The sequence below is a fragment of the Rhodoferax ferrireducens genome, from assembly GCF_003347515.1.
Taxonomy (GTDB): domain Bacteria; phylum Pseudomonadota; class Gammaproteobacteria; order Burkholderiales; family Burkholderiaceae_C; genus Rhodoferax.
The window spans coordinates 1-23,355 of record NZ_QEII01000296.1 but is presented as its reverse complement, the minus strand read 5'-3'; the positions used below and the strand labels follow the sequence as shown (position 1 = coordinate 23,355).

Here is a 23,355-nt window from a genome sequence, read left to right as displayed (position 1 = left end):
CTCACCCTTTCGGGCACTGCGGCGCGTGGCCTTGTTCCAGTTCGGTGGCGCGTTCCACCGTGTCGGGGTGGCTGCTGAGCAGGGACCACAAGGGGTTTGATTTCTCTTGGGTCTTGGTTGGTGTCGCGGCGTTTTTCCCGGCGCCGTCTTTGCCTTTCTCGTGTTCTTCATCGCGCGCCATCGCCAGCAGCAAGCGGCCCATGGGCGCCGTGGGCAAGGCGGCGTGGCCCATGAGGGCGATGGCAAAACAGTCGGCCTCGCGCTCGTGGTTGCGCTGGTAGGCCAGGCCGGTCAGCAACGAGCCACCGGTGGACAGAATGCCCGACACATCGCCCAATGCCAGCCCCAGGCCCACATTGAGCACGCCCTGCTCCACCACCATGCGCGTGGTGTGGCGATGCACCACATGGCCGACTTCGTGGGCCAGCACGCCCACCAGCGCGTTGTCGTCCAGGCCTTCGCTGGCGGCGGCTTTCACCAGTGCGTCGGTCATCACCACGGTGCCGCCCGGCAGCGCAAACGCATTCGCGCCCATGCCGGCGCGAAAGGCCAGCGTGAGCTTGGGCGTGTAGCCCCTGTAGCGTTGCAGCGAGGGCGGCGTTTGCTGCACCAGCGCATCAAACCGCGCGCGCAACTGCGCTTGGCGCTCAGATGGCAGCTTGCTGGGCTTGAGCATGCCCTCGTCCATTTGCTGCAACGCGTTCTGTGCCACGCTGGTTTCCCACGACAGCGGCACATGGCGCGTGAGCTGGGTCGCCGCCCAGGGCGTGCCGTAACGGTAGAACAGCGTGAGGCCGATGGCGGCGGCCAGCAGCACGCCCAGCAGCACCGGCCAGTGGGTCTGCATGCGTTGGGCCAGGCCCGGGCGCGCGCCTGCGCCGGCCAGCGCGGCATGCCACTGCGCCACCGCGTCAATCTCCAGGCTGCCGTGCTCGCGCAGATCGATCACCACGCGCACTTGGGGCCGGCGCGCGTGCCAGGTTTCGGGCCAACCGACCTGCGCCCAGGTGAACTCGGTCGGCGCCGCACCGGGCTGCGCCAGCGGATGCAACAGCAGCGAGGGACCGGTGGAGGTGGGTCGCAGGCCCGCTAGCACCGGGCGGGCCTGGCTGCTCAAGCCGTCGAACCAGCGCGCCGGCACCAGCGCGCCAGTGCCCTTGGCGGGGGTGGTGGCCGACATGGCGCGGTCGGGGGCGTCAGCCAATCAGGTCCAGCCCGACGGCGTCGGCCAGGGCATCGCCCACGCCGCCTTGCTGCTGTCGCACCATGGCGCCCGCGACCTGGCCGACGCCGCCCTTGACGTGCAGCGTGACCGATTCGACCTTCATGCGGTATTCATTGACCCGCGCAAAAGGGCGGTACAGGCCCAGCGTGAGCAGGGTGAACAGCATGTTTTTCAGGCGCAGCAGAACGTAGCTGCGGGTGCGCAGGCGGCATTTGAAACGGGCGACCTGGCTCAGGCCGATGTTGTTCCACATGAGCTGGAACATGCGCGCTTCGCGGTAGGCACGGGCCGGGGCGGAAGCGAGAAACAGCAAAAAGATGCCCGCCACGATGGCCACGGCAATGATCACGAAAAGCCACATGCCCAGGCCTTTCGTCAGGCTGGCGATAAGTGCAAAAGAGCTGCCGACCAATGCGGCCAGCAGCACGCCAACGCCCAGCACACACAGAATGAACACCGCCACCGTGGCCAGCCAGACCTTGACAAAATCCATGTAGACCGGCTTCCAGCGGCCAGGCTCCACGCCCACCTGTGCGCGCAAGACCAGCAGACTTTTGAAGTTGTATTCGAGGCGGATGAAGAACAACACCGACAACACCAGACCCAGCACGACCAGGCCCACCATGGCGGGCGTGATGGGCGGCAGGGGCTTGCGCGGCGCATCACCGCCGAGCGCTTGCACCGCTTGTGCGGCTTCGGGCGCCAGCGCCTGCAGCCCGAACATCAGGCCCATCCAGAGCAGCGCCAACGCAAACACCGGCCAACTGGCAGTGTAGACCTCGCGCCAACTTGCGGTGAATTGGAGACGCAGCCCACGCCAGCGTGTGGCACTCAGGCGAAAGCGCATGGCGCTGCCCCAGATGAACGGCGCCAGCACGGCGCCGGCCAGCAAAAACACCGCCACCGCAGCGTCCTGGCCTGTATTGGCGGCAAGGTTGTAGGCCAGCGTGATCAGCACCAGCATCACAAAGCCCATCACCATCTTGCGCTGCTGCGCGGTGAATTCAAGCGGGCTGTTGGCCACCAGTGTGTGACCATAGAAATACTGCGCCGTGCGCCGACGCGCCCAGGGGGTGTAAAAGCCCAGCGTGACAATGCTGAGCAGCACATTGACAATCCACACCCGGAAATACTCAGCACCGCGACCGGTGAATTCGAGCGGGTGCGCTTCGATGTTTTGTGAGACGAAAGACGACATCAGCCCGGCTGCGTCGTCTGAATTTTGATGGCCCATGGACTCCCTCCTGATTGCCGCGCAGTGTAGCAGCGGCGGCTGAGGCAGTATTTTAAGAAGAATCAGCCTCTAGCCCTCGTGTATAGAGCGCATGCAGCTATTGATATGGGAGCAAAAAAATGACAGCTCCGCGATTCCGTGCCTGGCCGACTTCAACTGGTGGTTTGAAAACGCCACTGCACCCGCAGGCTCAGGCTCTCGCCGGTGCGCAGCACCCGCAAGCCGGGCTGGCCCGGCTGGTGGAAGGCATCAATGGGGTGGGTAACGGGCTCAAAACAGAAGGCTGGCCCCGCTGGCGGGCGGTACAGCAGGCAATAGCCGTCGTCCTGGCCGCGGTCGTGAATGTCGGGCACGCGCATCTCCAACTGCAGTTGCTGCTCGGGCCAGTCGATGCGGCCCAGACCGGACCAGCCGGTGAAGGCGTTGTCGACCAGTGTGCCGTTCACATCCATGCCCTGGTTCAGGTCCCAGGTGGCGGGGAAATCCGCCGTGTGGGCCGTGGGCAGGGGGTCCGCGCCGCTGAGCCACACCCCTTGCACGGCGGCCTGCAGCCGGGTTTGTGGGGTGCGCGGAAACCAGGGGTGCAGCCCCAGTCCGTAAGGCAGCGGAGCCTCCCCCAGGTGGGTCACGCTGACGGTCTGGTCCAGCCCGCCTTCGCGCAACTGGAAGGTCTGCGTGGCGTGGTAGTCGTAGGGGTTGTCGTCAAAGTGGTGGGACTCAAGACGCATCACCAGCGTATCCGGTGCCGGCTGGGTCAAGGCCCAGGGCTGCAGCCAGCCGTCGCCATGGATCGGGTAGGGCTCGCCCACACGGTTGGGCGCCATGGGATGGTTTTGCCCGTTGTGCTCAAAACCACCCGCGCTGATGCGGTTGGACCACGGCAGCATGGCGAACGAGGCCAGGGAATACAGGTCGGTGTTGTGGCCATCCCAGGGGCGCCACAGGTCCAGCAGGCCTTGTTCACGCGCCAGTTGCCAGGCGGCCACGCCGCCGCCCAGGCTGGGCACCAGCCCGAGTTGTTGGCCCGCGTGCCGCAGCCAGTGAATGGTGTGAATCTGTGTCATGGTAATTCAGAAAAATGAGGGATCAGCCGCGGCGGGCTGGCGAAGTCTGCATGCAGTAAGGTGGCCGGTGGCTCCCCCAGCTTGAAGATAGCCACCACCTGCACCAGGTCGTGGGCCTGGGTTTGCAGGCTGCTGGCGGCGGCCGCCATCTCTTCCACCAGCGCCGCATTTTGCTGGGTGGCCTGGTCCATCTGCGTCACCGCCTCGCCCACTTGCGACACGCCCTGGCTTTGCTCGCTGCTGGCGGCGCTGATCTCGCCCATCATGTCGGTGACGCGTTTGATGGAACTGACGACCTCGGTCATGGTGGTGCCGGCCTGATCGACCAGGCTAGTGCCCCGTGCCACGCGTTCCACGCTGGCGTTGATCAGGGACTTGATTTCTTTCGCCGCTTCGGCCGAGCGCCCGGCCAGGGAACGCACCTCCGATGCCACCACGGCAAAGCCACGGCCCTGCTCGCCGGCGCGCGCCGCTTCCACCGCCGCATTGAGCGCCAGGATGTTGGTCTGGAAGGCAATACCGTCAATGACCTGAATAATGTCGGAAATCTTGCGCGAGGCGTCGTTGATGCCCTTCATGGTGTCCACCACCTGTGACACCACTGCACCGCCCTGGATGGCCACACTGGAGGCGTTCATCGCGAGCTGATTTGCCTGGCGCGCGCTGGCGGCGTTTTGCTTGACCGTGGCGCTGAGCTGCTCCATGGAGGCGGCGGTTTGTTCCAGCGCGCTGGCCTGGCTCTCGGTGCGGGCACTCAAATCGTTGTTGCCTTGCGCAATCTCGGCGCTGGCGCTGGCGACCCGCTCGGCGTCGTGGCGCACCTGGCCCACCACTTTCGCCAAACTCTGCTGCATGCGCTGCAAGGCACTGAGCAACTGGCCAGTTTCATTCGTCGAGTCCACTTCGATGGGGCGTGAAAGCTCACCTTCCGCGATCTGCCTGGCCACGGCCACGGCCTGATGCAGGGGCATGGTTACGGAGCGAATCAGCCACACGGCGGCAACGATGACCAGCAGCAGCGCGGCCAGCAAGGCCGCGAGCAGGGTGTAGCGGGCCGTCGCATACGCTGCTGCGCTGTCAGCACTCGCGCTCAAAGCGCCACGGTGCTTGAGCTGGGCGAGCTGGTTGACCGCGGCATTCAGACGGTCAAACGACTTTCGCGAATCGCTTTCGAGCAGTTTTCTGGCCGGAAACTTCTCGCGCTTGGTCGACATGTCGGTGATTTGCCGGCTGGTCTGCAAATACTGCTTCCAGCCGGCGGCAAAAGTGGCATACAGTTTTTTCTCTTCATCACCCCGGAGGGATTCGACATAGGCCTGGTGGTCTTTTTCAAATACGGCAAGCGTCTCACCGATGGCCTTGTCGATGTTGGCCATCGCGGTTTCGTCGGTGTTCAGCACGTGCTGCGTCTCATCGGTGCGCAAGTTCGCGAGACCGGTCTTCATGGCGCTCACCACTTCGACACCGGGCAGCCAGTGGTCGGTAATTTCCAGGGTGCCGTCGCGCATCGTTTTCATTTGCAGCAGCGCCACCATGACGATACCCAGCAGCAGTGTCATCAAGAGCCCGAAGACGGCTGAGAGGCGGGTGGAAATCCGGAGCTTATTGAGTTTCATGCGCTATTTCAAAAATACAGGCGGGCGGGTTAACCGGCAAACAGGTGGGCGGGCAGTCCGGGGCTGTCCACGTCCACGCAAAACAATGCGCCGGCCAAGGGCTGCGCCAACAACTGCTGTTCGTTGAGGCCGCTGCTGGCGCTGCTGATGAACAGGGTCTTGAGCTCAGTGCCGCCAAACGCGCAGTTGGTGATGTGGCGGGTCGGCAAGGTCACGCGGGCCAGCTCGACGCCACTGAGCGGCTCGTGGCAGGTGACGCAGGCGGCACCCCAATGGGCAATCCACAGGCGGCCGGCCGCGTCGGTGGTCATGCCGTCCGGAAAGCCGTCGTCGGGACCGAATTCGAGCCAGACACGCCGATGGCCCAGCGTGCCGTCGACCGGATCGAAGTCAAAGGCGTGAATGCGCGCTTGCACCGTGTCATTGAAATACATGGTGCGGCCATCCAGCGACCAGGTGGGGCCGTTGGTCACGGCGTAGCCATCGCTCATCCGCGTGCATTGGCCCTCGGGCGTGAAACGGTAGAGCGCGCCGGTTGGCGCCTCGCAGGCAAAGTCCATGGTGCCACCCCAGAAGCGGCCTAGCGCGTCGCACTTGCCGTCGTTGAAGCGGTTGCCGCTGCGCTCCGGTTCGGGCTGGTGCAGGCGCTGCAGGGCGCCGGTGTCGGGGTTGAAAAAGGCAAAGCCCTGGCGCAGCGTGACCAGCAGCTCCGGCGCCGAGGCGCGCTCGGCCACGGCGGAAATTTCTTCCTCAAACGCCCAGCTGTCCCGCGCCTGGGTTTCCGGATGAAAGCGGTGCAGCCGATGGCCCAGGATGTCCACCCAGTACAAGGCTTGGTGGCGCACCGACCACAGCGTGCCTTCGCCCAGCACCGCGCCGGCCGCCCAGACGCACTGCGGCGTACCCAGAATGTTGGGCGCTGCCTTCAATGCGATTCGCGCGGCACGGCCGCGCCACTGCCGCCGACCAGAAAGTCCAGATCGGCCCCCAGGTGCGCCTGCTGCACATGTTCGACATACAGCTTTTGGTAGCCGCGGTTCGGGTGCACCGGCGGCTTCCAGCTGAGGCGCCGGCGCGCCAGCTCTTCGTCAGACACCTCCAGGTGCAAGCGGCGGCCCGCCACATCGAGCTCGATCATGTCGCCGTTTTGCACCAGCGCCAGCGGACCCCCGGCGGCCGCTTCGGGCGAGGTATGCAGCACCACGGTGCCGTAAGCGGTACCGCTCATGCGGCCGTCGCTGATGCGCACCATGTCGGTAATGCCTTTTTGCAGGATTTTCGGCGGCAGCGGCATGTTGCCCACCTCGGCCATGCCGGGGTAGCCCTTGGGTCCGCAGTTCTTCAGCACCATCACGCAGTGTTCATCAATGTCGAGTTCGTCGCCGTCAATGCGGGCGTGGAAGTCCTCGATGTCCTCGAACACCACGGCCCGGCCGCGGTGCTGCAGCAAGTGGACGGAGGCGGCGGAAGGCTTGATCACCGCACCGTCGGGTGCCAGGTTGCCGCGCAGCACGGCAATGCCGGCGTCCTTCATGAAGGGCTCATCCGGTGTCTTGATGACCTCGCGGTTGTAGCAAGGTGCTTTTTCAATGTTTTCGCCCAGCGTCTTACCGTTGGCGGTGATCGAGTTCAGGTGCAGGATCGGCCTGATTTCGCGCATCACGGCGGGCAGGCCGCCGGCGTAATAGAAATCTTCCATCAGGTATTTCCCCGAGGGCTGCAGGTTCAGCAAGCAGGGCACCTCGGCGCCGAGGCGGTCCCAGTCGTCCAGGTCCAGCTTGACGCCCATGCGCCCGGCGATGGCGATCAGGTGGATCACGGCGTTGGTGGAGCCGCCAATGGCGGCATTGGTGCGGATGGCGTTTTCGAACGCCTCGCGGGTCAGGATCTGCGACATGCGCATGTCTTCCTTGACCATCTCCACAATCCGGCGTCCGCTCATTTGCGCCAGCCGGTTGCGGCGCGTGTCGGCGGCGGGAATGGCGGCGTTTTCGGGCAGGGACATGCCCAGTGCCTCGACCATGCTGGCCATGGTGCTGGCCGTGCCCATGGTCATGCAACTGCCCTTGGAGCGGTGCATGCACGACTCGGCGGCGGTGAAGTCTTCCTGCGTCATTTCACCGGCGCGCACCATCTCGCTCATCTGCCACACGCCGGTGCCCGAGCCAATGTCGGTGCCGCGGAACTTGCCGTTGAGCATGGGGCCGCCGGACACGCCGATGGTCGGCAAGTCGCAGCTGGCCGCGCCCATCATCAGCGAGGGCGTGGTCTTGTCGCAGCCCATCAGCAGCACCACGCCATCGATCGGGTTGCCGCGAATCGACTCTTCCACGTCCATGCTGGCCAGGTTGCGAAACAGCATGGCGGTGGGGCGCAGCTGGGTCTCGCCCAGCGACATCACCGGAAATTCGAGCGGAAAGCCGCCAGCCTCGTAGACCCCGCGTTTGACGAACTCGGCGAGTTCGCGAAAGTGGCCGTTGCAAGGCGTCAATTCGCTCCAGGTGTTGCAGATGCCGATGACCGGCCGGCCATCGAATTCATCGTGCGGGTAGCCCTGGTTTTTGATCCAGCTGCGGTGCATGAAACCGTCGCGGTCGTTCTTGCCAAACCAGGCTTGGCTGCGGCGAAAAGGGTGTTTTTTGGAATCCATGGTGCGGGCGTCTTTCGTGGTGGGTAGGCCCCTGGGGGCTTGACAAAACGCATCGTAGCAAGGCACAGTGATAATGAAAAATAGTTAATTTAATCTTTGTCATACGCAATTTGCAATACTTTACTCAAAGGACCTCTCGATGACTGCTACCCCGGCTTTGGCCATATTCCCCAGTTTGCGCGGCCAGCGCGTCTTCATCACCGGGGGCGGCACCGGCATCGGCGCCGCCATCGTGGCGGCTTTTGCCGAGCAGGGCGCCCAAGTGGCTTTCGTCGACGTCGCGGCGGCGGAAAGCGCCGCGTTGGCGCAGCGCCTGGCCGCCGCCGGCCACCCGGCGCCCTGGTGGCGCAGCTGCGACGTTCGGGATGTCGCGGCCCTGCAGGGCGCCGTTGAAGAGGCCACGCGTGAGCTGGGGGATTTTTCGACGCTGGTGAACAATGTGGCGCGGGATGACCGGCACACGATCGAATCGGTCACGCCCGAGTACTGGGACGAGCGCATGGCGGTCAACCAGCGGCCGGCCTTTTTCGCCATCCAGGCCATCGTGCCCGGCATGCGCCGCTTGGGTGGCGGCTCGGTCATCAACATGGGCTCCACCGGCTGGCAGTCCAAGGGCAGCGAGTACCCCTGCTATGCCATCGCCAAGTCATCGGTGAATGGCCTGACGCGGGGCTTGGCGGGCAGCCTGGGGCGTGACCGCATTCGCGTCAACACGGTGTCGCCGGGCTGGGTCATGACCGAGCGCCAGATCAAGCTCTGGCTCAACGCCGAGGGCGAAGAAGCAATCAAGCGCAACCAGTGCCTGCCCGACAAGCTGCAGCCCTCGGATGTCGCCCGCATGGTGCTGTTCCTCGCCTCGGCTGACGCGGCCATGTGCACCGCGCAGGAGTTCAAGGTCGACGCCGGCTGGAACTAGGCGCCCAGTCAGGGCGCGGCGTCGTCCGCGGTCGTGTCCAGCGTCTTGCCGTAGACGGTGATCGCGGTGGTCTTGAGTGAGCGCAGCATCACTTTGGCGGCCGGTGACAGCAGGCGGTCGCGGCGGGTGATGATGCCAAAAGCATCCATCTGGCAGGGCAGCGCCATGGGCAAGATGGCCAGCAGGCCGTGGTCCGCATAGTAGCGGGCCACATCGGTCGCCACCACGCTGAGCATGTCACTTTGTTGCAGCATTTTGGTGGTGAACATCAGGGATGCCGTTTCGATGACATTGGTGGGCGCCTGCAGTCCGTCCTCCTGAAACATCAGGTCAAAGCGGTGACGCAGCACGCTGCCGGCCAGGGGCACAATCCAGCCCGCCTCCGCAATATCGCGCAAGCCCGGTGTGGGCCCGCTGAACAAGGGGTGGCCCGGGCGCGCGACCGCACACACCGGTTCGTCCGTGAGCATTTCGTAGCGCAATTCGGTTTTGTCATGCCGGGCAAACAGGCGCGCGACCAGGATATCGAGCTTGCCCTGATTCAGGCGCTCAATCAGCACATCACTGGTTTCGATATGCAATGCAATCTGCAGATTGGGATGTTCCCGCTTCACGAGCGCCACGGTGGGCGGCAGCAAGGCGAGCCCGGGCGCGGTAATGGCGCCCACATTCACCTGGCCAAACTGGCCTGATTTGGCGGCTTCCAGCTCCTCGTGCGCCTGGTTCAGGCTGGACAGGGCGACGCGTGCATGGCGGATCATGGTGTCGCCATACCAGGTCGGGCGCATGCCGCGCGGCAAACGCTCAAACAGCGACACCTCCAGCGCCTCTTCCAGGTCTTTCAGCAGTTTTGAGGCCGCCGGCTGTGTCATATTGAGGGCTTCCGCCGCCCGGTGAATATTGCCCTCTTCGGCGATGGCGACCAGCAGCAGCAACTGCCGGGTCTTGAGCCGGGCGCGCAGAAACCAGTGCATGTAATTCGTCATTTACGGGTTTTCCCTGATTTAAAAACTGACATGGCAAATCCAATAATCAGTATTAGAAAATTATCAATCAATTCCGTATCATCGGGGCTCTGCGCCGAAAAGGCAAAGATGAATGAGTTCACCGCAATTCCTCTCAGGAGACAAATAATGAAATCACGTAGAACAACACTCAAAGCGCTGGCCGCCGGCTTGACGCTGGGTTTCGCCTTGGGCACGCCCGTCGCCAATGCGCAAGACAAGGGAACGGTCGGCGTTGCCATGCCGACCAAAAGCTCCACGCGCTGGATCAGCGATGGCAACAGCATGGTTGCAGCCCTGGCCGCCAAGGGCTACAAAACTGATCTGCAGTATGCCGACGACGACATCCCCAATCAGCTGGCGCAAATCGAGAACATGATCACCAAAGGTGTGAAGGTGCTGGTGATTGCCGCGATTGATGGCAGCACACTGTCCAATGCCCTGCAAAAGGCCGCTGACAAGGGCGTCAAGGTCGTGGCCTATGACCGCCTGATCGTGGGCAGCAAGAATGTGGATTACTACGCCACGTTTGACAACTTCCAGGTCGGCGTGCTGCAGGCGCAGTCGCTGGAGAAAGCCCTGGGCCTGAAAGAAGGCAAAGGCCCGTTCAACATCGAACTCTTCGGCGGCTCGGCCGACGATAACAACGCCTTCTTCTTCTACGACGGCGCCATGTCCGTGTTGCAGCCCTACATCGACAAGGGCAAGCTGGTGGTGCAGAGCAAGCAGCTGGGCATGAACAAGGTATCCACCCTGCGTTGGGATGGCGCCGTGGCCCAGTCCCGCATGGACAACCTGCTGAGCGCCTACTATGGCAAGGCCCGTGTGCATGCCGTGTTGTCGCCCTATGACGGCTTGAGCATCGGTATTCTGTCCTCGCTTAAAGGCGTCGGCTACGGCAGCGCCGGACAGCCCTACCCCTTTGTGAGCGGCCAGGATGCCGAGGTGCCGTCGGTCAAATCGATCATCCGCAAAGAGCAGTACTCCACGGTCTTCAAGGACACGCGCGAGCTGGCCAAGGTCACCGCCAACATGGTGGACGCCATGATGAGTGGCAAAACAGTCGAGATCAACGACACCAAGACCTACAACAACAAGGTCAAGATTGTTCCCTCCTATCTGTTGAAACCGGTCAGTGTCGATCTGTCCAACTACAAGCCGGTGCTGGTGGGTAGCGGCTACATCAAGGAAGAGCAGCTGAAGTAAACGCTTGAACTGAGGACGAGGGCCCTGTGCCGGAATGCGCAGGGCCTTTTTACATTTTCCAGAGGGTCGTCCAGACGACACGAGCAACGCAGGGGCAATATGGCGAATCCCATTCTTGAAATGCGCGGAATGAAGAAATCGTTCCACGGCGTGAAGGCGCTGAGTGATGTGAACCTGACCGTGCACGCGGGCCAGATTCACGCCATCGTGGGTGAAAACGGCGCGGGCAAGTCGACCTTGATGAAAGTCCTGAGTGGCGTTTATCCTTACGGCGACTACGAGGGCGAGATCCGCTTTCTCGGCCAGGAATGCCGCTTCAAGGGCATCTCCGACAGCGAAGCGAAAGGCATCATCATCATCCACCAGGAACTGGCGCTGGTGCCCTTGTTGTCGATTGCCGAAAACATTTTTCTCGGTAACGAGCAAGCGCACTACGGCGTGATCGATTGGTCGACCTCGTTTTTGAAGACGCAGGCCTTGCTGAAAAAAGTGGGCTTGAAGGAGTCGCCTGGCACCTTGATCACCAACCTCGGGGTGGGCAAGCAGCAGCTCATCGAGATTGCCAAAGCGCTGTCCAAAGAGGTCAAGCTGCTGATTCTGGACGAGCCCACCGCCAGCCTGAATGAGACCGACAGTGACGCCCTGCTGGAATTGCTGCTGGAGCTCAAACGCCAGGGCATCGCCTGCATTTTGATCTCGCACAAGCTCAACGAAATTTCCAAGGTCGCCGACGCCATCACCGTGCTGCGCGATGGCGCCACGGTGGCCTCGCTGGATTGCGCGCAAGAGCCTGTCAGTGAGGACCGCGTCATCAAGTACATGGTAGGCCGCGAAATGGCCGACCGCTACCCCAAACGCACGCCGAACATTGGTGAGGAGGTGTTCGAGGTCAAGAACTGGCAGGTGCACCATGAGGAGCATGCGGATCGCCAGGTCATCAAGGGCGTCGATATTCACGTCAAACGCGGCGAGATCGTGGGCATTGCCGGGCTCATGGGCGCGGGCCGTACCGAACTGGCGATGAGCATTTTCGGTCGCACTTACGGTCAGGGCATCAGTGGGCAAGTGTTCCTGCACGGCAAGGAGATCGACACCAGCACGGTGCAAAAAGCGATTGACCACGGCATTGCCTATGTGACGGAAGACCGCAAGGGCTACGGGCTGGTGCTGGACGAAACCATTGCCTGGAACACCACCCTGGCCAATCTGGAGGGTGTGTCGCGTTATTCGGTGATTAACGAGGGCCGAGAGTTTGGCGTTGCCGAGGCCTACCGGCGCAAGCTCAATATTCGCAGTCCTGACGTGTTTGCGCACACAGTTAACCTGTCGGGCGGCAACCAGCAAAAAGTGGTGTTGAGCAAGTGGCTGTTTTCCAACCCCGAAGTGCTCATCCTGGATGAGCCGACTCGCGGCATTGACGTGGGTGCCAAGTATGAGATCTATACCATCATCGCGCAGCTGGCCAGCGAGGGCAAATGCGTGCTGATGATCTCGTCCGAAATGCCGGAACTGCTGGGCATGTGCGACCGGATCTGCGTGCTCAACGAGGGCAGGTTTGTGGCCGAGTTTTCGGCGGCTGAGGCCACCCAGGAAAAAATTATGCGATCTATCGTGATATCAGGAGTGAATTGACATGGCAACGACAACTACCGCCAAAGCCGCGGGCGCACCGCTGCAAAAATCTGAAGGCGGAGCGGGCTTTCTCAAGAACAACCTGCGCGAATATGGGCTGCTGATTTCGCTGGTCGCCATCATGGTGTTTTTCCAGGTGATGACCGACGGCACGCTGTTCCAGCCCCTGAACCTGACGAACCTGATTCTGCAAAATAGCTACATCATCGTCATGGCGCTGGGCATGCTGCTGGTGATCGTGGCCGGTCACATCGACCTGTCCGTGGGCTCGGTCTGCGGTTTCGTGGGCGCCGTCGCCGCCGTGCTGATGGTCGAGTACAAAATGCACTATGTGCCCGCCACTATCATTTGCCTGACGCTGGGCGGCGTGATCGGTGCGGCGCAAGGCTACTGGGTGGCGTTCTACAAAATCCCGTCCTTCATCGTCACCTTGGCGGGCATGCTGGTGTTCAAGGGGCTGGCGCTGGCCGTGTTGGGCGGCTCGTCCGTGGGGCCGTTCCCGGCCGAGTTCCAGCTCTTGAGCACCGGCTTTATTCCCGACCCGTTCGAGGGCGAAACCCTGCGCATCACCTCGCTGATCGCCGGCCTCCTGATGGCGCTGGTGCTGCTCGTCACCAAGGTGCGTGGCCGCGCCGAGCGCGTCAAGCACGGCATGGACAACGAACCCTATGTGTTCTTCATCCTGAAGAATCTGGTGTTCGCCGGCATGATCGCCGCCTTCAGCTATCTCTTGTCCTCCTACAAGGGCTTGCCCAATGTGCTGATCGTCATGCTGCTGCTGATGCTGGTGTATGACTTTGTCACCTCCCGGACCACCATCGGCCGGCGCGTCTATGCACTGGGCGGCAATGAAAAAGCCGCCCGCTTGTCCGGCATCAACACCGAGCGGCTGACCTTCTACACCTTCATCAACATGGGCGTGCTGGCGGCCTTGGCCGGGCTCATTTTTGCGGCACGCCTGAACACGGCGACGCCCAAGGCCGGGCTGGGCTTTGAGCTGGATGTGATTGCGGCCTGCTTCATCGGTGGCGCTTCGGCGTCCGGTGGCGTGGGCAAGGTGCTGGGCGCCGTGATTGGCGCCTTCATCATGGGCGTGATGAACAACGGCATGTCGATCATGGGCATCGGCATTGACTACCAGCAGGTCATCAAGGGCCTGGTCTTGCTGGCCGCCGTGTGTGTCGATGTATACAACAAGAAAAAATAAAAGGAAAATTTGAAATGAATGCAGCTAAGACAGCGCGCTTCAAAGGCGTATTTCCGGTGGTGCCGACCACCTTCACCGAATCGGGCGAACTCGATCTGGCCAGCCAGAAGCGGTGCGTGGACTTCATGATCGATGCCGGTTCGACCGGTCTGTGCATCCTGGCGAACTTCTCCGAGCAGTTCGTGCTGTCGGATGCCGAGCGCGTGCTATTGACCGACACCATTCTGGCGCATGTGAAGGGCCGCGTGCCGGTGATCGTGACCACGACGCACTTCAGCACGCAGGTCTGCGCCCAGCGCAGCGTGCAGGCCCAGCGGGCCGGTGCCGCCATGGTCATGGTGATGCCGCCTTACCATGGCGCCACCCTGCGCGTGCCGGAGGAAAAGACCTTCGAGTTCTTTGCCCGGCTGTCGGACGCGATTGAGATTCCGATCATGATCCAGGACGCGCCGGTCAGCGGCACCACCCTGTCCGCCGCCTTTTTGGCACGCATGGCCCAGGAGATCAAGCAGGTGTGCTACTTCAAGATCGAGACCGCCGGTGCCGCCGCCAAACTGCGCGAATTGATCCGCCTCGGTGGTGACGCGGTGGAAGGCCCGTGGGACGGCGAAGAAGCCATTACCCTGATGCCGGATCTGGATGCCGGCGCGACCGGCGCCATGACCGGCGGGGCCTACCCGGACGGTATCCGCCTGATTGTGGACGCCTACATGGCAGGCCGGCGCGACGAGGCCGCCGCCTTGTACCAGCAGTGGCTGCCCCTGATCAATTACGAGAACCGGCAAAGCGGTTTGCTGGCAGCCAAGTCCCTGATGAAAGAAGGCGGCGTGATTGCCTGCGAAGCACCGCGCCATCCGTTTCCCGCCATGCACCCGGCCACCCGGGCCGGGCTGATTGAAACCGCGCGCCGCCTGGACCCCATGGTCTTGCGCTGGGGAAAGTGAAAACACCATGTCCTTGAATCCCGTTATTGCCATGCTGGGTCGCAGACTGCGCCTGGCCGTCATCGGGGGCGGTCCCGGCTCCTTCATCGGGGCCATGCACCGGCAGGCGGCGCGGCTCGACGACCGCTATGAATTGGTGGCTGCCTCCCTGTCGTCCGACCCGCACAAATCCGTCAGCGCGGGTCGGGAGATCGGTCTGAACCCGGAGCGTTGTTACGCCAGTGCGCTGGAGCTGCTCGCAACGGAAGCCACCCGCGCCGATGGCGCCGACGTGGTGGCCATCATGACGCCCAACGACAGCCATTTCGCGTACGCCATGGCGGCACTCGACAAGGGTTTTGACGTCATTTGCGACAAGCCCATGACCAACACGCTGGCCGAGGCTGAGCAATTGCAGCAACGGGTGCGGGAGACGGGTTTGGTGTTCTGTTTGACGCACAACTACACCGGCTACCCCATGGTGCGCCAAGCCAAAGCCATGATCGCCGCCGGCCAGCTGGGGGCGATCCGGCTGGTGCAGGTGGAGTACGTGCAAGGCGGGCGGGCCAGGGGCGGCGCCAGTCGTGTGGCCTGGAAGGATGACCCGGCGCGCGGTGGGCCGTCACTGGTGATGGGCGACATCGGCACCCACGCCCACAATCTGCTGCGTTTCATCAGCGGGCTGGAAGTCGAGCAGGTGGCGGCGGAGGTCGGCAGCATCGTGCCGGACCGGGTGACGCATGATTTTGCCGGCGCCCTCTTACGTTTGAGCCAGGGTGCACGGGGCAGCTTTTGGGTCACCCAGGCCGCCGCCGGTGTCGAAAACAGCTTGCGCATCCGCGTGAGCGGCGCGCTCGGAAGCCTGGAGTGGCTGCAGGAATGCCCCCAGGTCCTGGGCTTCAAACCGCTCGATGCGCCGGCCCAAAACAGAACGCCCAACGGGCCGGGCACCTTGCCCTTGGCTGCCCGCTCCTCAAGAATCGTGGCCGGCCATCCCGAGGGCTTTCACGAGGCTTTTGCGAATCTCTATTCCGACGCCGCCGAGGCCATTGCCGCGCGCCGAGCCGGCCAGCGCGCAGATCCGCTGGCGCTGCATTTCCCCAACGCCAGCGATGGCTTGCAGGGCATCCGCTTTGTCGATGGCGTGGTTCGGTCCAGCCAGGGCAATGGGGTGTGGGTCAAAGTCCCTCGGTAATAACCCCTAGCCGGGCGGACGGCAAACCATACGAGGCCGGTAGCCCCATTCCGGCGCTTCGTATCGAGTCGCCGACGAGGGATGGTTAAAACGCTTTAAAAACAACCACTTAGCGTCGAATTTCGGCGCTGGGCGGGTTGGCACGTCCATTGCAATACCTGAGTTAACCCCTGTCGCCTCGACCTTGCGACATGGGATAACAACAGGAGACAAGATGAACGTGAATGACGACCTCGACGCGCTCGAGACCGGCGAGTGGATGGATGCCTTGCGCGCCGTCCAGCAACACCGTGGCACGGGCCGCACCAACTACATCGTCAACCGCCTGGTGAACGAAGCGCGGCGTGAGGGCATCTATGTGCCCAACTCGATGACCACGGCCTACAAGAACACCATCGCGCCCGAAGCCGAGGAAAAGTCGCCCGGTGACCGCGCCATCGAGCACCGGCTGCGCTCCATCATCCGCTGGAACGCGATGGCCATCATCCTGCGCGCCAACAAGGACAGCTCCGAACTCGGCGGCCACATCGCCAGCTTCCAGTCGGCGGCGACGCTCTACGACATCGGCTTCGGCCATTTCTGGCACGCGCCCACCGACGCGCATGGCGGCGACCTGATCTACATCCAGGGCCATTGCTCGCCCGGCATTTATGCCCGCGCCTTCGTCGAAGGCCGCTTGACTGAAGCGCAACTGCTGGGCTATCGGCAGGAGACCGAAGGCAAAGGCATCCCCTCTTACCCGCACCCCTGGCTGATGCCCGACTTCTGGCAGTTCCCCACGGTCTCGATGGGCTTGGGGCCGCTGATGTCGATCTACCAGGCGCGCTTCCTGAAGTACCTGCAGGGCCGGGGCCTGGCCGAGACCGCACCGCGCAAGGTCTGGGCCTTCATGGGCGACGGCGAGATGGACGAGCCCGAATCGCTGGGCGCGATCTCGCTGGCCGGGCGCGAGAAACTGGACAACCTGATCTTCGTCATCAACTGCAACCTGCAACGCCTGGACGGCCCGGTGCGCGGCAACGGCAAGATCATCCAGGAACTGGAATCGGTGTTTCGCGGCGCCGGCTGGAACGTCATCAAGGTGGTCTGGGGCGGTGGCTGGGACACGCTGCTGGCCAAGGACAAGAGCGGTCTCTTGCTGCAGCGCATGGAAGAGTGCGTGGACGGCGAGTACCAGGATTTCAAGAGCAAGAGCGGCGCCTATGTGCGCGAGCATTTCTTCGGCAGGTACGAGGAACTGAAGGCCCTGGTCGCCGACATGAGCGACGACGAGATCTGGGGCCTGACGCGCGGTGGACACGACCCCGAGAAGGTCTTTGCCGCCTACGCCGCAGCGGTCAAGCACACCGGCCAGCCCACGCTGATCCTGCCCAAGACCGTCAAGGGCTACGGCATGGGCGAATCGGGCGAAGGCCAGATGATCGCCCACCAGGCCAAGAAGATGACGCAGGACGCGCTGCGCGGTTTCCGCGACCGTTTCCAGATCCCGGTGTCCGACGAGGATCTGGCCAAGGTGCCTTTCGTCAAACTGCCGGACGACAGTCCGGAGATGAAGTACCTGCACGCCCGGCGCCAGGCTCTGGGCGGTTACCTGCCGCAGCGCCGGCGCACCTCCACCGCGCTGCCGATTCCGCCGCTGACGACCTTCCAGCGCCTGCTCGACAGCTCCGGCGAGCGCGAGATTTCCACCACCATGGCCTTCGTGCAGATGCTGGGCACGCTGGTGCGCGACAAGACCATCGGCAAGCACATCGTCCCGATCGTGCCGGATGAATCGCGCACCTTCGGCATGGAAGGCATGTTCCGCCAGCTTGGCATCTACTCGTCGGTGGGCCAGCTCTACAAGCCGCAGGATGCCGACCAGCTGATGTACTACCGCGAATCGAAGGACGGGCAGGTGCTGCAGGAAGGCATCAACGAAGGCGGCGCGATGTCGAGCTGGATCGTGGCGGCGACCTCGTACAGCAGCAACAACGTGCCGATGATTCCGTTCTACATCTATTACTCGATGTTCGGCCTGCAGCGCGTCGGCGACCTGGCCTGGCTGGCGGGCGACATCCGGGCGCGCGGCTTCCTGCTGGGCGGCACCGCTGGCCGCACCACGCTCAACGGCGAAGGGCTGCAGCACGAGGACGGCCACAGCCACATCATCGCTGCCACCATTCCCAACTGCATCTCCTACGACCCGACCTTTGCCTACGAGGTGGTGACCATCGTGCGCGAAGGCATGCGGCGCATGTACGAGGAGCAGGAGGACGTCTTCTACTACATCACGCTGATGAACGAGAACTACCCGCACCCTGGCCTGACTGACGCCGGGGCGGGGGCCGAGGAGGGCATTCTCAAGGGCCTGTACAAGCTCAAGGACGGCGGCAAGACGGCCACATCGGGCAAGGGAAAGGGCCTGCGCGTGCAATTGATGGGCAGCGGCACCATCCTGCGCGAAGTGATCGCCGCGGCCGAGCTGCTGAAGGCCGACTTCAACGTCAGCGCCGATATCTGGAGCGCCACCAGCTTCAACGAACTCAAGCGCGATGGCATGGCCACGCAGCGCTGGAATCTGTTGCACCCCACCGAGGCAGCGCGCAAGAGCTGGGTTGAGACCTGCCTCGCAGGCCACGACGGCCCGGTGATCGTGTCCACCGACTACATGCGCAACTACGCTGACCAGGTGCGCGAGTACGTGCAGACGGCGGACCGCCGCTACGTGGTGCTGGGCACTGACGGCTTTGGCCGCAGCGACTACCGCGCCAAGCTGCGCCGCTTTTTCGAGATTGATCGCTACTACGTGGCCGTGGCCGCCCTGAAGGCGCTGGCCGATGACGGCGTCATCAAGCCGGCCGTCGTCGCCGACGCCATTGCCAAGTACGGCCTGGACACGGAGCGCGCCGCGCCGTGGACCGTCTGAACGCCCGAGGACAACACATGAGCCAAACAATCGATATCCAAGTGCCCGACATCGGCGACTTCACGGACGTGCCGGTGATTGAAATTTTCGTCAAGGTCGGCGACACCATCAAGGCCGAAGACCCGCTGGTCTCGCTCGAATCCGACAAGGCCACGCTGGATGTGCCGGCGCCGCGCGGCGGCGTGGTCAAGGCCATCAGCGTGAAGATCGGCGACAAGGTCAGCCAGGGCAGCGTGATCATGCAGTTCGAGGACGCGAACGCCGCGGGCGGCGCTGCCAGCGCCCCGGCGGAAGTGGCCAAACCCAGCATCAGCGCGCCGCCTTCGCCGGTGAGTGCACCGGCCGGGCTGGCCGAGGTACGCATTCCCGATATCGGTGATTTCAAGGACGTGCCGGTGATCGAGATCTTCGTCAAGGTTGGCGACACGGTGAAGGCCGAAGACCCGCTGATCTCGCTCGAATCCGACAAGGCGACGCTAGACGTGCCAGCGCCGCTCGGTGGCGTGGTCAAGGAGATTCGCGTCAAACTTGGCGACAAGGTCAGCGAAGGCAGCATCGTCATGGCCCTGGCCACCGGGGACGCGCCTGCGGCTTCTGCGGCGGCCAACGTGCCGACCACTGTGGCGGCGGCCCCAGTGGCTACTGCGGTCGCCTCGGCTTCCGCCGTGTCCAGTGGCATCGATGAAACGGCTTTCGCCTTGGCGTATGCCGGCCCGGCTGTGCGCAAACTGGCGCGTGAACTCGGTGTCAATCTCGGCCGTGTCACGGGCAGCGGCGAACATGGCCGCATCGTGCGCGCCGATGTCGACGCCTTCGCCAAAGGCGGTGGCGTTGCGGCCAGCGCGCCGGCCGCATCGGCCAAGGCGGCTGCAGCACCGGCCTCTGGCGGTGGCGGGCTGGACCTGTTGCCTTGGCCCAAGGTGGACTTCGCCAAGTTCGGCCCGGTCGAGCGCAAGGAGCTCTCGCGCATCAAGAAGATCTCGGCCGCCAACCTGCACCGCAACTGGGTCGTCATCCCGCATGTCACCACGCACGACGAGGCCGACATCACCGATCTGGAGCAGTTCCGCGTGCAGATGAACAAGGAGCTGGAGAAGTCCGGCGTCAAGATCAGCATGCTGCCCTTCATGATCAAGGCCGCCGTGGCCACGCTGAAGAAGTTCCCCGAGTTCAACGCCAGCCTCGACGGCGACGCCCTGGTGCTCAAGCAGTATTACCACATCGGTTTTGCCGCCGACACGCCCAACGGCCTCATGGTGCCCGTGATCCGCGATGCCGACAAAAAGACCGTGCCCGAGATCACCCAGGAGATGAGCGAACTGGCCAAACTGGCGCGCGACGGCAAGCTCAAGCCCGACCAGATGCAAGGCGGCACCTTCACGATTTCATCGCTGGGCGGCATTGGCGGCATCTATTTCACGCCCATCATCAATGCGCCCGAGGTGGCCATCATGGGCGTCTGCAAGAGCTACTGGAAGCAGCACTCCAGCGACGGCAAGAACTGGGCTTCGCGCCTGACCCTGCCGCTGTCGCTCTCCTGGGACCACCGCGTGATCGACGGCGCCGCCGCCGCACGCTTCAACGTCCATTTCGCCAACCTGCTCGCCGACATGCGGCGCGTGCTGTTCTAAAGGGCCTGCTGCCATGGCTAATTTTGTAGAAGTGAAAGTCCCCGACATCGGCGACTTCAAGGACGTCGCCGTGATCGAGGTCATGGTCCAGGTCGGCGAAACCATCGCGGTCGATACCGGCCTCGTCATGGTCGAGTCCGACAAGGCCTCGATGGAGATTCCGTCCACGCACGCCGGCGTGGTCAAGGAGATCAAGGTCAAGGTCAACGACAAGGTCGGCGAGGGCTCGGTGATCCTGCTGATCGAGGCGGCTGGCGCCGCTGCTGCAGCGCCCGCATCCGCCGCCCCCGCAACGCCAGCACCGGCCAAGACCGCGGCCAGCGCCGCCCCGGCGGCATCGATCCCGAATGCCGCGAGCTACAGCGGCAAAGCCGATCTGGAATGCGAGGTGCTGGTGCTCGGCGCCGGCCCCGGCGGGTATTCGGCCGCCTTCCGCAGCGCCGACCTCGGCATGAAGACCGTGCTGGTCGAGCGCTACGCAACGCTGGGCGGCGTCTGCCTGAACGTGGGCTGCATCCCGTCCAAGGCGCTGCTGCATACAGCCTCGGTGATGGACGAGGTCACGCACCTGCCGGACCATGGCATCAAGTACGGCCCACCCGAGATCGACATCGACAAGCTGCGCGGTTTCAAGGACGGCGTCATCAAGAAGCTCACCGGCGGTCTCGCCGGCATGGCCAAGGCGCGCAAGGTGGAGGTGCTGACCGGCCTCGGCAGTTTCCTCGATCCTTATCACCTCGAAGTGGTGGCGGCAGACGGCAGCAAAAAAGTCGTCAAGTTCGCCAAGGCCATCATCGCCGTCGGCAGCCAGGCGGTGAAGCTGCCCTTCATGCCCGAGGACGAGCGCGTGGTCGATTCCACGGGCGCGCTCCTGCTGAAATCCATCCCCAAGCGCATGCTGGTGATTGGCGGCGGCATTATCGGCCTAGAGATGGCCACGGTGTACTCGACCCTGGGCACGCGCATCGACGTCGTCGAAATGCTGGACGGCCTGATGCAGGGCGCTGACCGTGACCTGGTCAAGGTCTGGGAGAAAATGAACGTGCACCGCTTCGGTCACGTGATGCTCAAGACCAAGACCGTTGGTGCCAAGGCAAGCAAAGAGGGCATCGAAGTGAGCTTCGAGGGCGAGAAGGCACCTTCGGCCCCTCAGGTTTACGACCTCGTGCTGGTGGCCGTGGGTCGCAGCCCCAACGGCAACAAAATCGCCGCCGACAAGGCCGGTGTCGCCGTGACGGAACGCGGTTTCATCAGCGTCGACCGGCAGATGCGCACCAATGTGCCGCACATCTTCGCGATTGGCGACGTGGTCGGCCAGCCGATGCTGGCGCACAAGGCGGTGCACGAGGCGCATGTGGCGGCCGAGGTCGCGCATGGCGAGAACGCGTTCTTCGACGCGCGCCAGATTCCGTCGGTCGCCTACACCGACCCCGAAGTGGCCTGGGCCGGCAAGACCGAGGAGCAGTGCAAGGCCGAGGGCATCAAGATTGGCAAGGCGGTGTTCCCCTGGGCGGCGTCGGGCCGGGCCATCGCCAATGGGCGCGACGAGGGTTTCACGAAACTGATTTTCGACGAGGCCACGCACCGCGTGATCGGCGGTGGCATCGTCGGCACCCACGCCGGCGACCTGATCAGCGAGGTGTGTCTGGCGATCGAGATGGGCTGCGAACCGGCCGACATTGGCAAGACCATTCACCCGCATCCGACGCTGGGCGAATCGATTGGCATGGCCGCCGAGGTCTTCGAAGGCCATTGCACCGATCTGCCGCCGCAGAAGAAGAAATAGGACGCAGCCGCCATGTCCATCAAATTGGCTTTCGAGGTTGTTGGCAACGGTCCGCCCGTGATCATCCTGCACGGGCTGTTCGGCGCCGGACGCAACTGGGCGCAGATCGCCCAAGCCCTGGGCCACTCGTACCAGTTCTACCTGCCTGACGCCCGCAACCATGGTGCCTCGCCCTGGGCCGAGGCCATGTCCTACCCCGACATGGCGCTCGATGTGCTGGCACTGATCGAGCGCGAGCAATTGCAGCAACCGATTCTGATCGGCCACAGCATGGGCGGCAAGACCGCCATGGCCCTGGCCCTGGAACACCCGCAAGCGGTCGCCGGCGTGGCGGTGATTGACATTGCACCCGAACGCTACGGCGACCAGTTCTCGCCTTACGTGATGGCCATGCGCCACCTGGGCGGCGGCGCTCCGGTCGACTTCCTGATGCAGAACCTGCGGTGTCACGACGAGCGCTTCGACTGGCGCATCAACCTGATGGCAACAGCCATGTGCATGCCTGATCTGTGCGGTTTTCCGCAACCGCTGATGCGTAAGCACTACGCCGGGCCGGCCCTGTTCGTCGCCGGAGTGGACTCGGACTATGTGCGAGCCGAATCGCATGCGGATATCAAGCGCCTGTTTCCCCGCGTGCGCCTGGCGCACATCGACGATGCGGCGCATTGGGTCCATGCCGACCAGCCCGAGGCGCTGGCGCAGGCCTTGCACGGCTGGCTGCGCGAGCTGGTCGGGCCGCGCGCAGGGCGCCCCTTGCCGGCGCTGGCGACAAGCTGATTCGAATTCCAAACCCCATGACGGAGACCACCATGTCAGACAACTTACGCGAAGCCGCCCTCGACTACCACCGCTACCCGACGCCGGGCAAGATCTCGGTGAACCCGACCAAGGCCATGGCGACCCAGCGCGACCTCGGGCTGGCCTACTCGCCCGGCGTGGCCGAAGCCTGCCTGGCGATCGTGGACAACCCCGCCGAGGCCGGCAACCTGACCGCGCGCAACAACCTGGTGGCCGTCATCACCAACGGCACCGCCGTGCTCGGCCTGGGCAACATCGGCCCGCTGGCGGGCAAGCCGGTGATGGAGGGCAAGGGCTGCCTGTTCAAGAAATTCGCCGGCATCGACGTCTTTGACATTGAACTCGACGAGCTCGACCCCG

The 23,355-nt window shown here is 63.6% G+C and carries 17 protein-coding genes and 1 pseudogene; 11 read left to right on the top strand and 7 right to left on the bottom strand.

All coding sequences use genetic code 11. The annotated features are described in order from the left end of the window. Nucleotide 1: 1 nt before the first annotated feature. The 6 genes from C5P05_RS19180 to C5P05_RS19155 all read right to left on the bottom strand — a co-directional run bounded on the left by C5P05_RS19180 (nt 2) and on the right by C5P05_RS19155 (nt 7,789). Nucleotides 2-1,180, bottom strand: coding sequence for a M48 family metallopeptidase (locus C5P05_RS19180; RefSeq protein WP_114971447.1), 1,179 nt, complete (start codon nt 1,178-1,180; stop codon nt 2-4). Nucleotides 1,181-1,196: 16 nt separating this feature from the next. Then, on the bottom strand, nt 1,197-2,459 hold the full coding sequence (locus C5P05_RS19175) for a YjgN family protein (protein WP_232834581.1): 1,263 nt from the start codon (nt 2,457-2,459) through the stop codon (nt 1,197-1,199). A 152-nt stretch (nt 2,460-2,611) separates the two neighbouring features. Continuing rightward, the gene (locus C5P05_RS19170; RefSeq protein WP_114971440.1) at nt 2,612-3,523 is read right to left on the bottom strand and encodes an aldose 1-epimerase; all 912 of its coding nucleotides are present in this window, start codon (nt 3,521-3,523) and stop codon (nt 2,612-2,614) included. Further along, nucleotides 3,520-5,139, bottom strand: coding sequence for a methyl-accepting chemotaxis protein (locus C5P05_RS35005; RefSeq protein WP_114971439.1), 1,620 nt, complete (start codon nt 5,137-5,139; stop codon nt 3,520-3,522). Before C5P05_RS35005 ends, C5P05_RS19170 begins: the two co-directional genes overlap by 4 nt. A gap of 29 nt (nt 5,140-5,168) precedes the next feature. Beyond that, nucleotides 5,169-6,068: an SMP-30/gluconolactonase/LRE family protein gene (locus C5P05_RS19160; protein ID WP_232834580.1), complete on the bottom strand. Its 900-nt coding sequence runs from the start codon at nt 6,066-6,068 to the stop codon at nt 5,169-5,171. Then, entirely contained in the window at nt 6,065-7,789 is a 1,725-nt protein-coding gene (locus C5P05_RS19155; protein ID WP_114971437.1) for an IlvD/Edd family dehydratase, read from the bottom strand. The genes C5P05_RS19160 and C5P05_RS19155 overlap by 4 nt, the downstream gene beginning before the upstream one ends. A gap of 139 nt (nt 7,790-7,928) precedes the next feature. Here C5P05_RS19155 and C5P05_RS19150 point away from each other — a divergent pair, with 139 nt between their 5' ends. Continuing rightward, nucleotides 7,929-8,705: an SDR family NAD(P)-dependent oxidoreductase gene (locus tag C5P05_RS19150; protein ID WP_114971436.1), complete on the top strand. Its 777-nt coding sequence runs from the start codon at nt 7,929-7,931 to the stop codon at nt 8,703-8,705. Nucleotides 8,706-8,713: 8 nt separating this feature from the next. Here C5P05_RS19150 and C5P05_RS19145 read toward each other — a convergent pair whose 3' ends face one another. After that, on the bottom strand, nt 8,714-9,691 hold the full coding sequence (locus C5P05_RS19145) for a LysR family transcriptional regulator (protein WP_114971435.1): 978 nt from the start codon (nt 9,689-9,691) through the stop codon (nt 8,714-8,716). Nucleotides 9,692-9,838: 147 nt separating this feature from the next. Between C5P05_RS19145 and chvE the strand changes: the two genes are divergently transcribed. From chvE to C5P05_RS19095, 10 genes and pseudogenes are all read left to right on the top strand, one after another. Next, the gene (gene chvE / locus C5P05_RS19140) at nt 9,839-10,915 is read left to right on the top strand and encodes a multiple monosaccharide ABC transporter substrate-binding protein (RefSeq protein ID WP_114971434.1); all 1,077 of its coding nucleotides are present in this window, start codon (nt 9,839-9,841) and stop codon (nt 10,913-10,915) included. Between the two features lie 99 nt (nt 10,916-11,014). Continuing rightward, the gene (gene mmsA, locus C5P05_RS19135) at nt 11,015-12,547 is read left to right on the top strand and encodes a multiple monosaccharide ABC transporter ATP-binding protein (protein WP_114971433.1); all 1,533 of its coding nucleotides are present in this window, start codon (nt 11,015-11,017) and stop codon (nt 12,545-12,547) included. A 1-nt stretch (nt 12,548) separates the two neighbouring features. Then, entirely contained in the window at nt 12,549-13,754 is a 1,206-nt protein-coding gene (gene mmsB, locus C5P05_RS19130; protein WP_114971432.1) for a multiple monosaccharide ABC transporter permease, read from the top strand. Between the two features lie 14 nt (nt 13,755-13,768). Next, nucleotides 13,769-14,698: a dihydrodipicolinate synthase family protein gene (locus C5P05_RS19125; protein WP_114971431.1), complete on the top strand. Its 930-nt coding sequence runs from the start codon at nt 13,769-13,771 to the stop codon at nt 14,696-14,698. A gap of 7 nt (nt 14,699-14,705) precedes the next feature. Beyond that, on the top strand, nt 14,706-15,872 hold the full coding sequence (locus tag C5P05_RS19120) for a Gfo/Idh/MocA family protein (protein ID WP_114971430.1): 1,167 nt from the start codon (nt 14,706-14,708) through the stop codon (nt 15,870-15,872). Between the two features lie 214 nt (nt 15,873-16,086). Beyond that, on the top strand, nt 16,087-18,780 hold the full coding sequence (gene aceE / locus C5P05_RS19115; protein ID WP_114971429.1) for a pyruvate dehydrogenase (acetyl-transferring), homodimeric type: 2,694 nt from the start codon (nt 16,087-16,089) through the stop codon (nt 18,778-18,780). Between the two features lie 17 nt (nt 18,781-18,797). Further along, entirely contained in the window at nt 18,798-20,411 is a 1,614-nt protein-coding gene (gene aceF, locus C5P05_RS19110) for a dihydrolipoyllysine-residue acetyltransferase (protein ID WP_114971428.1), read from the top strand. Nucleotides 20,412-20,424: 13 nt separating this feature from the next. After that, entirely contained in the window at nt 20,425-22,197 is a 1,773-nt protein-coding gene (gene lpdA, locus C5P05_RS19105; RefSeq protein ID WP_114971427.1) for a dihydrolipoyl dehydrogenase, read from the top strand. A 12-nt stretch (nt 22,198-22,209) separates the two neighbouring features. Next, nucleotides 22,210-22,974, top strand: a complete 765-nt coding sequence (locus tag C5P05_RS19100) for an alpha/beta fold hydrolase (RefSeq protein WP_114971426.1) — start codon at nt 22,210-22,212, stop codon at nt 22,972-22,974. A gap of 32 nt (nt 22,975-23,006) precedes the next feature. Further along, a pseudogene (locus tag C5P05_RS19095) lies at nt 23,007-23,355 on the top strand (NADP-dependent malic enzyme); the annotation flags it as partial.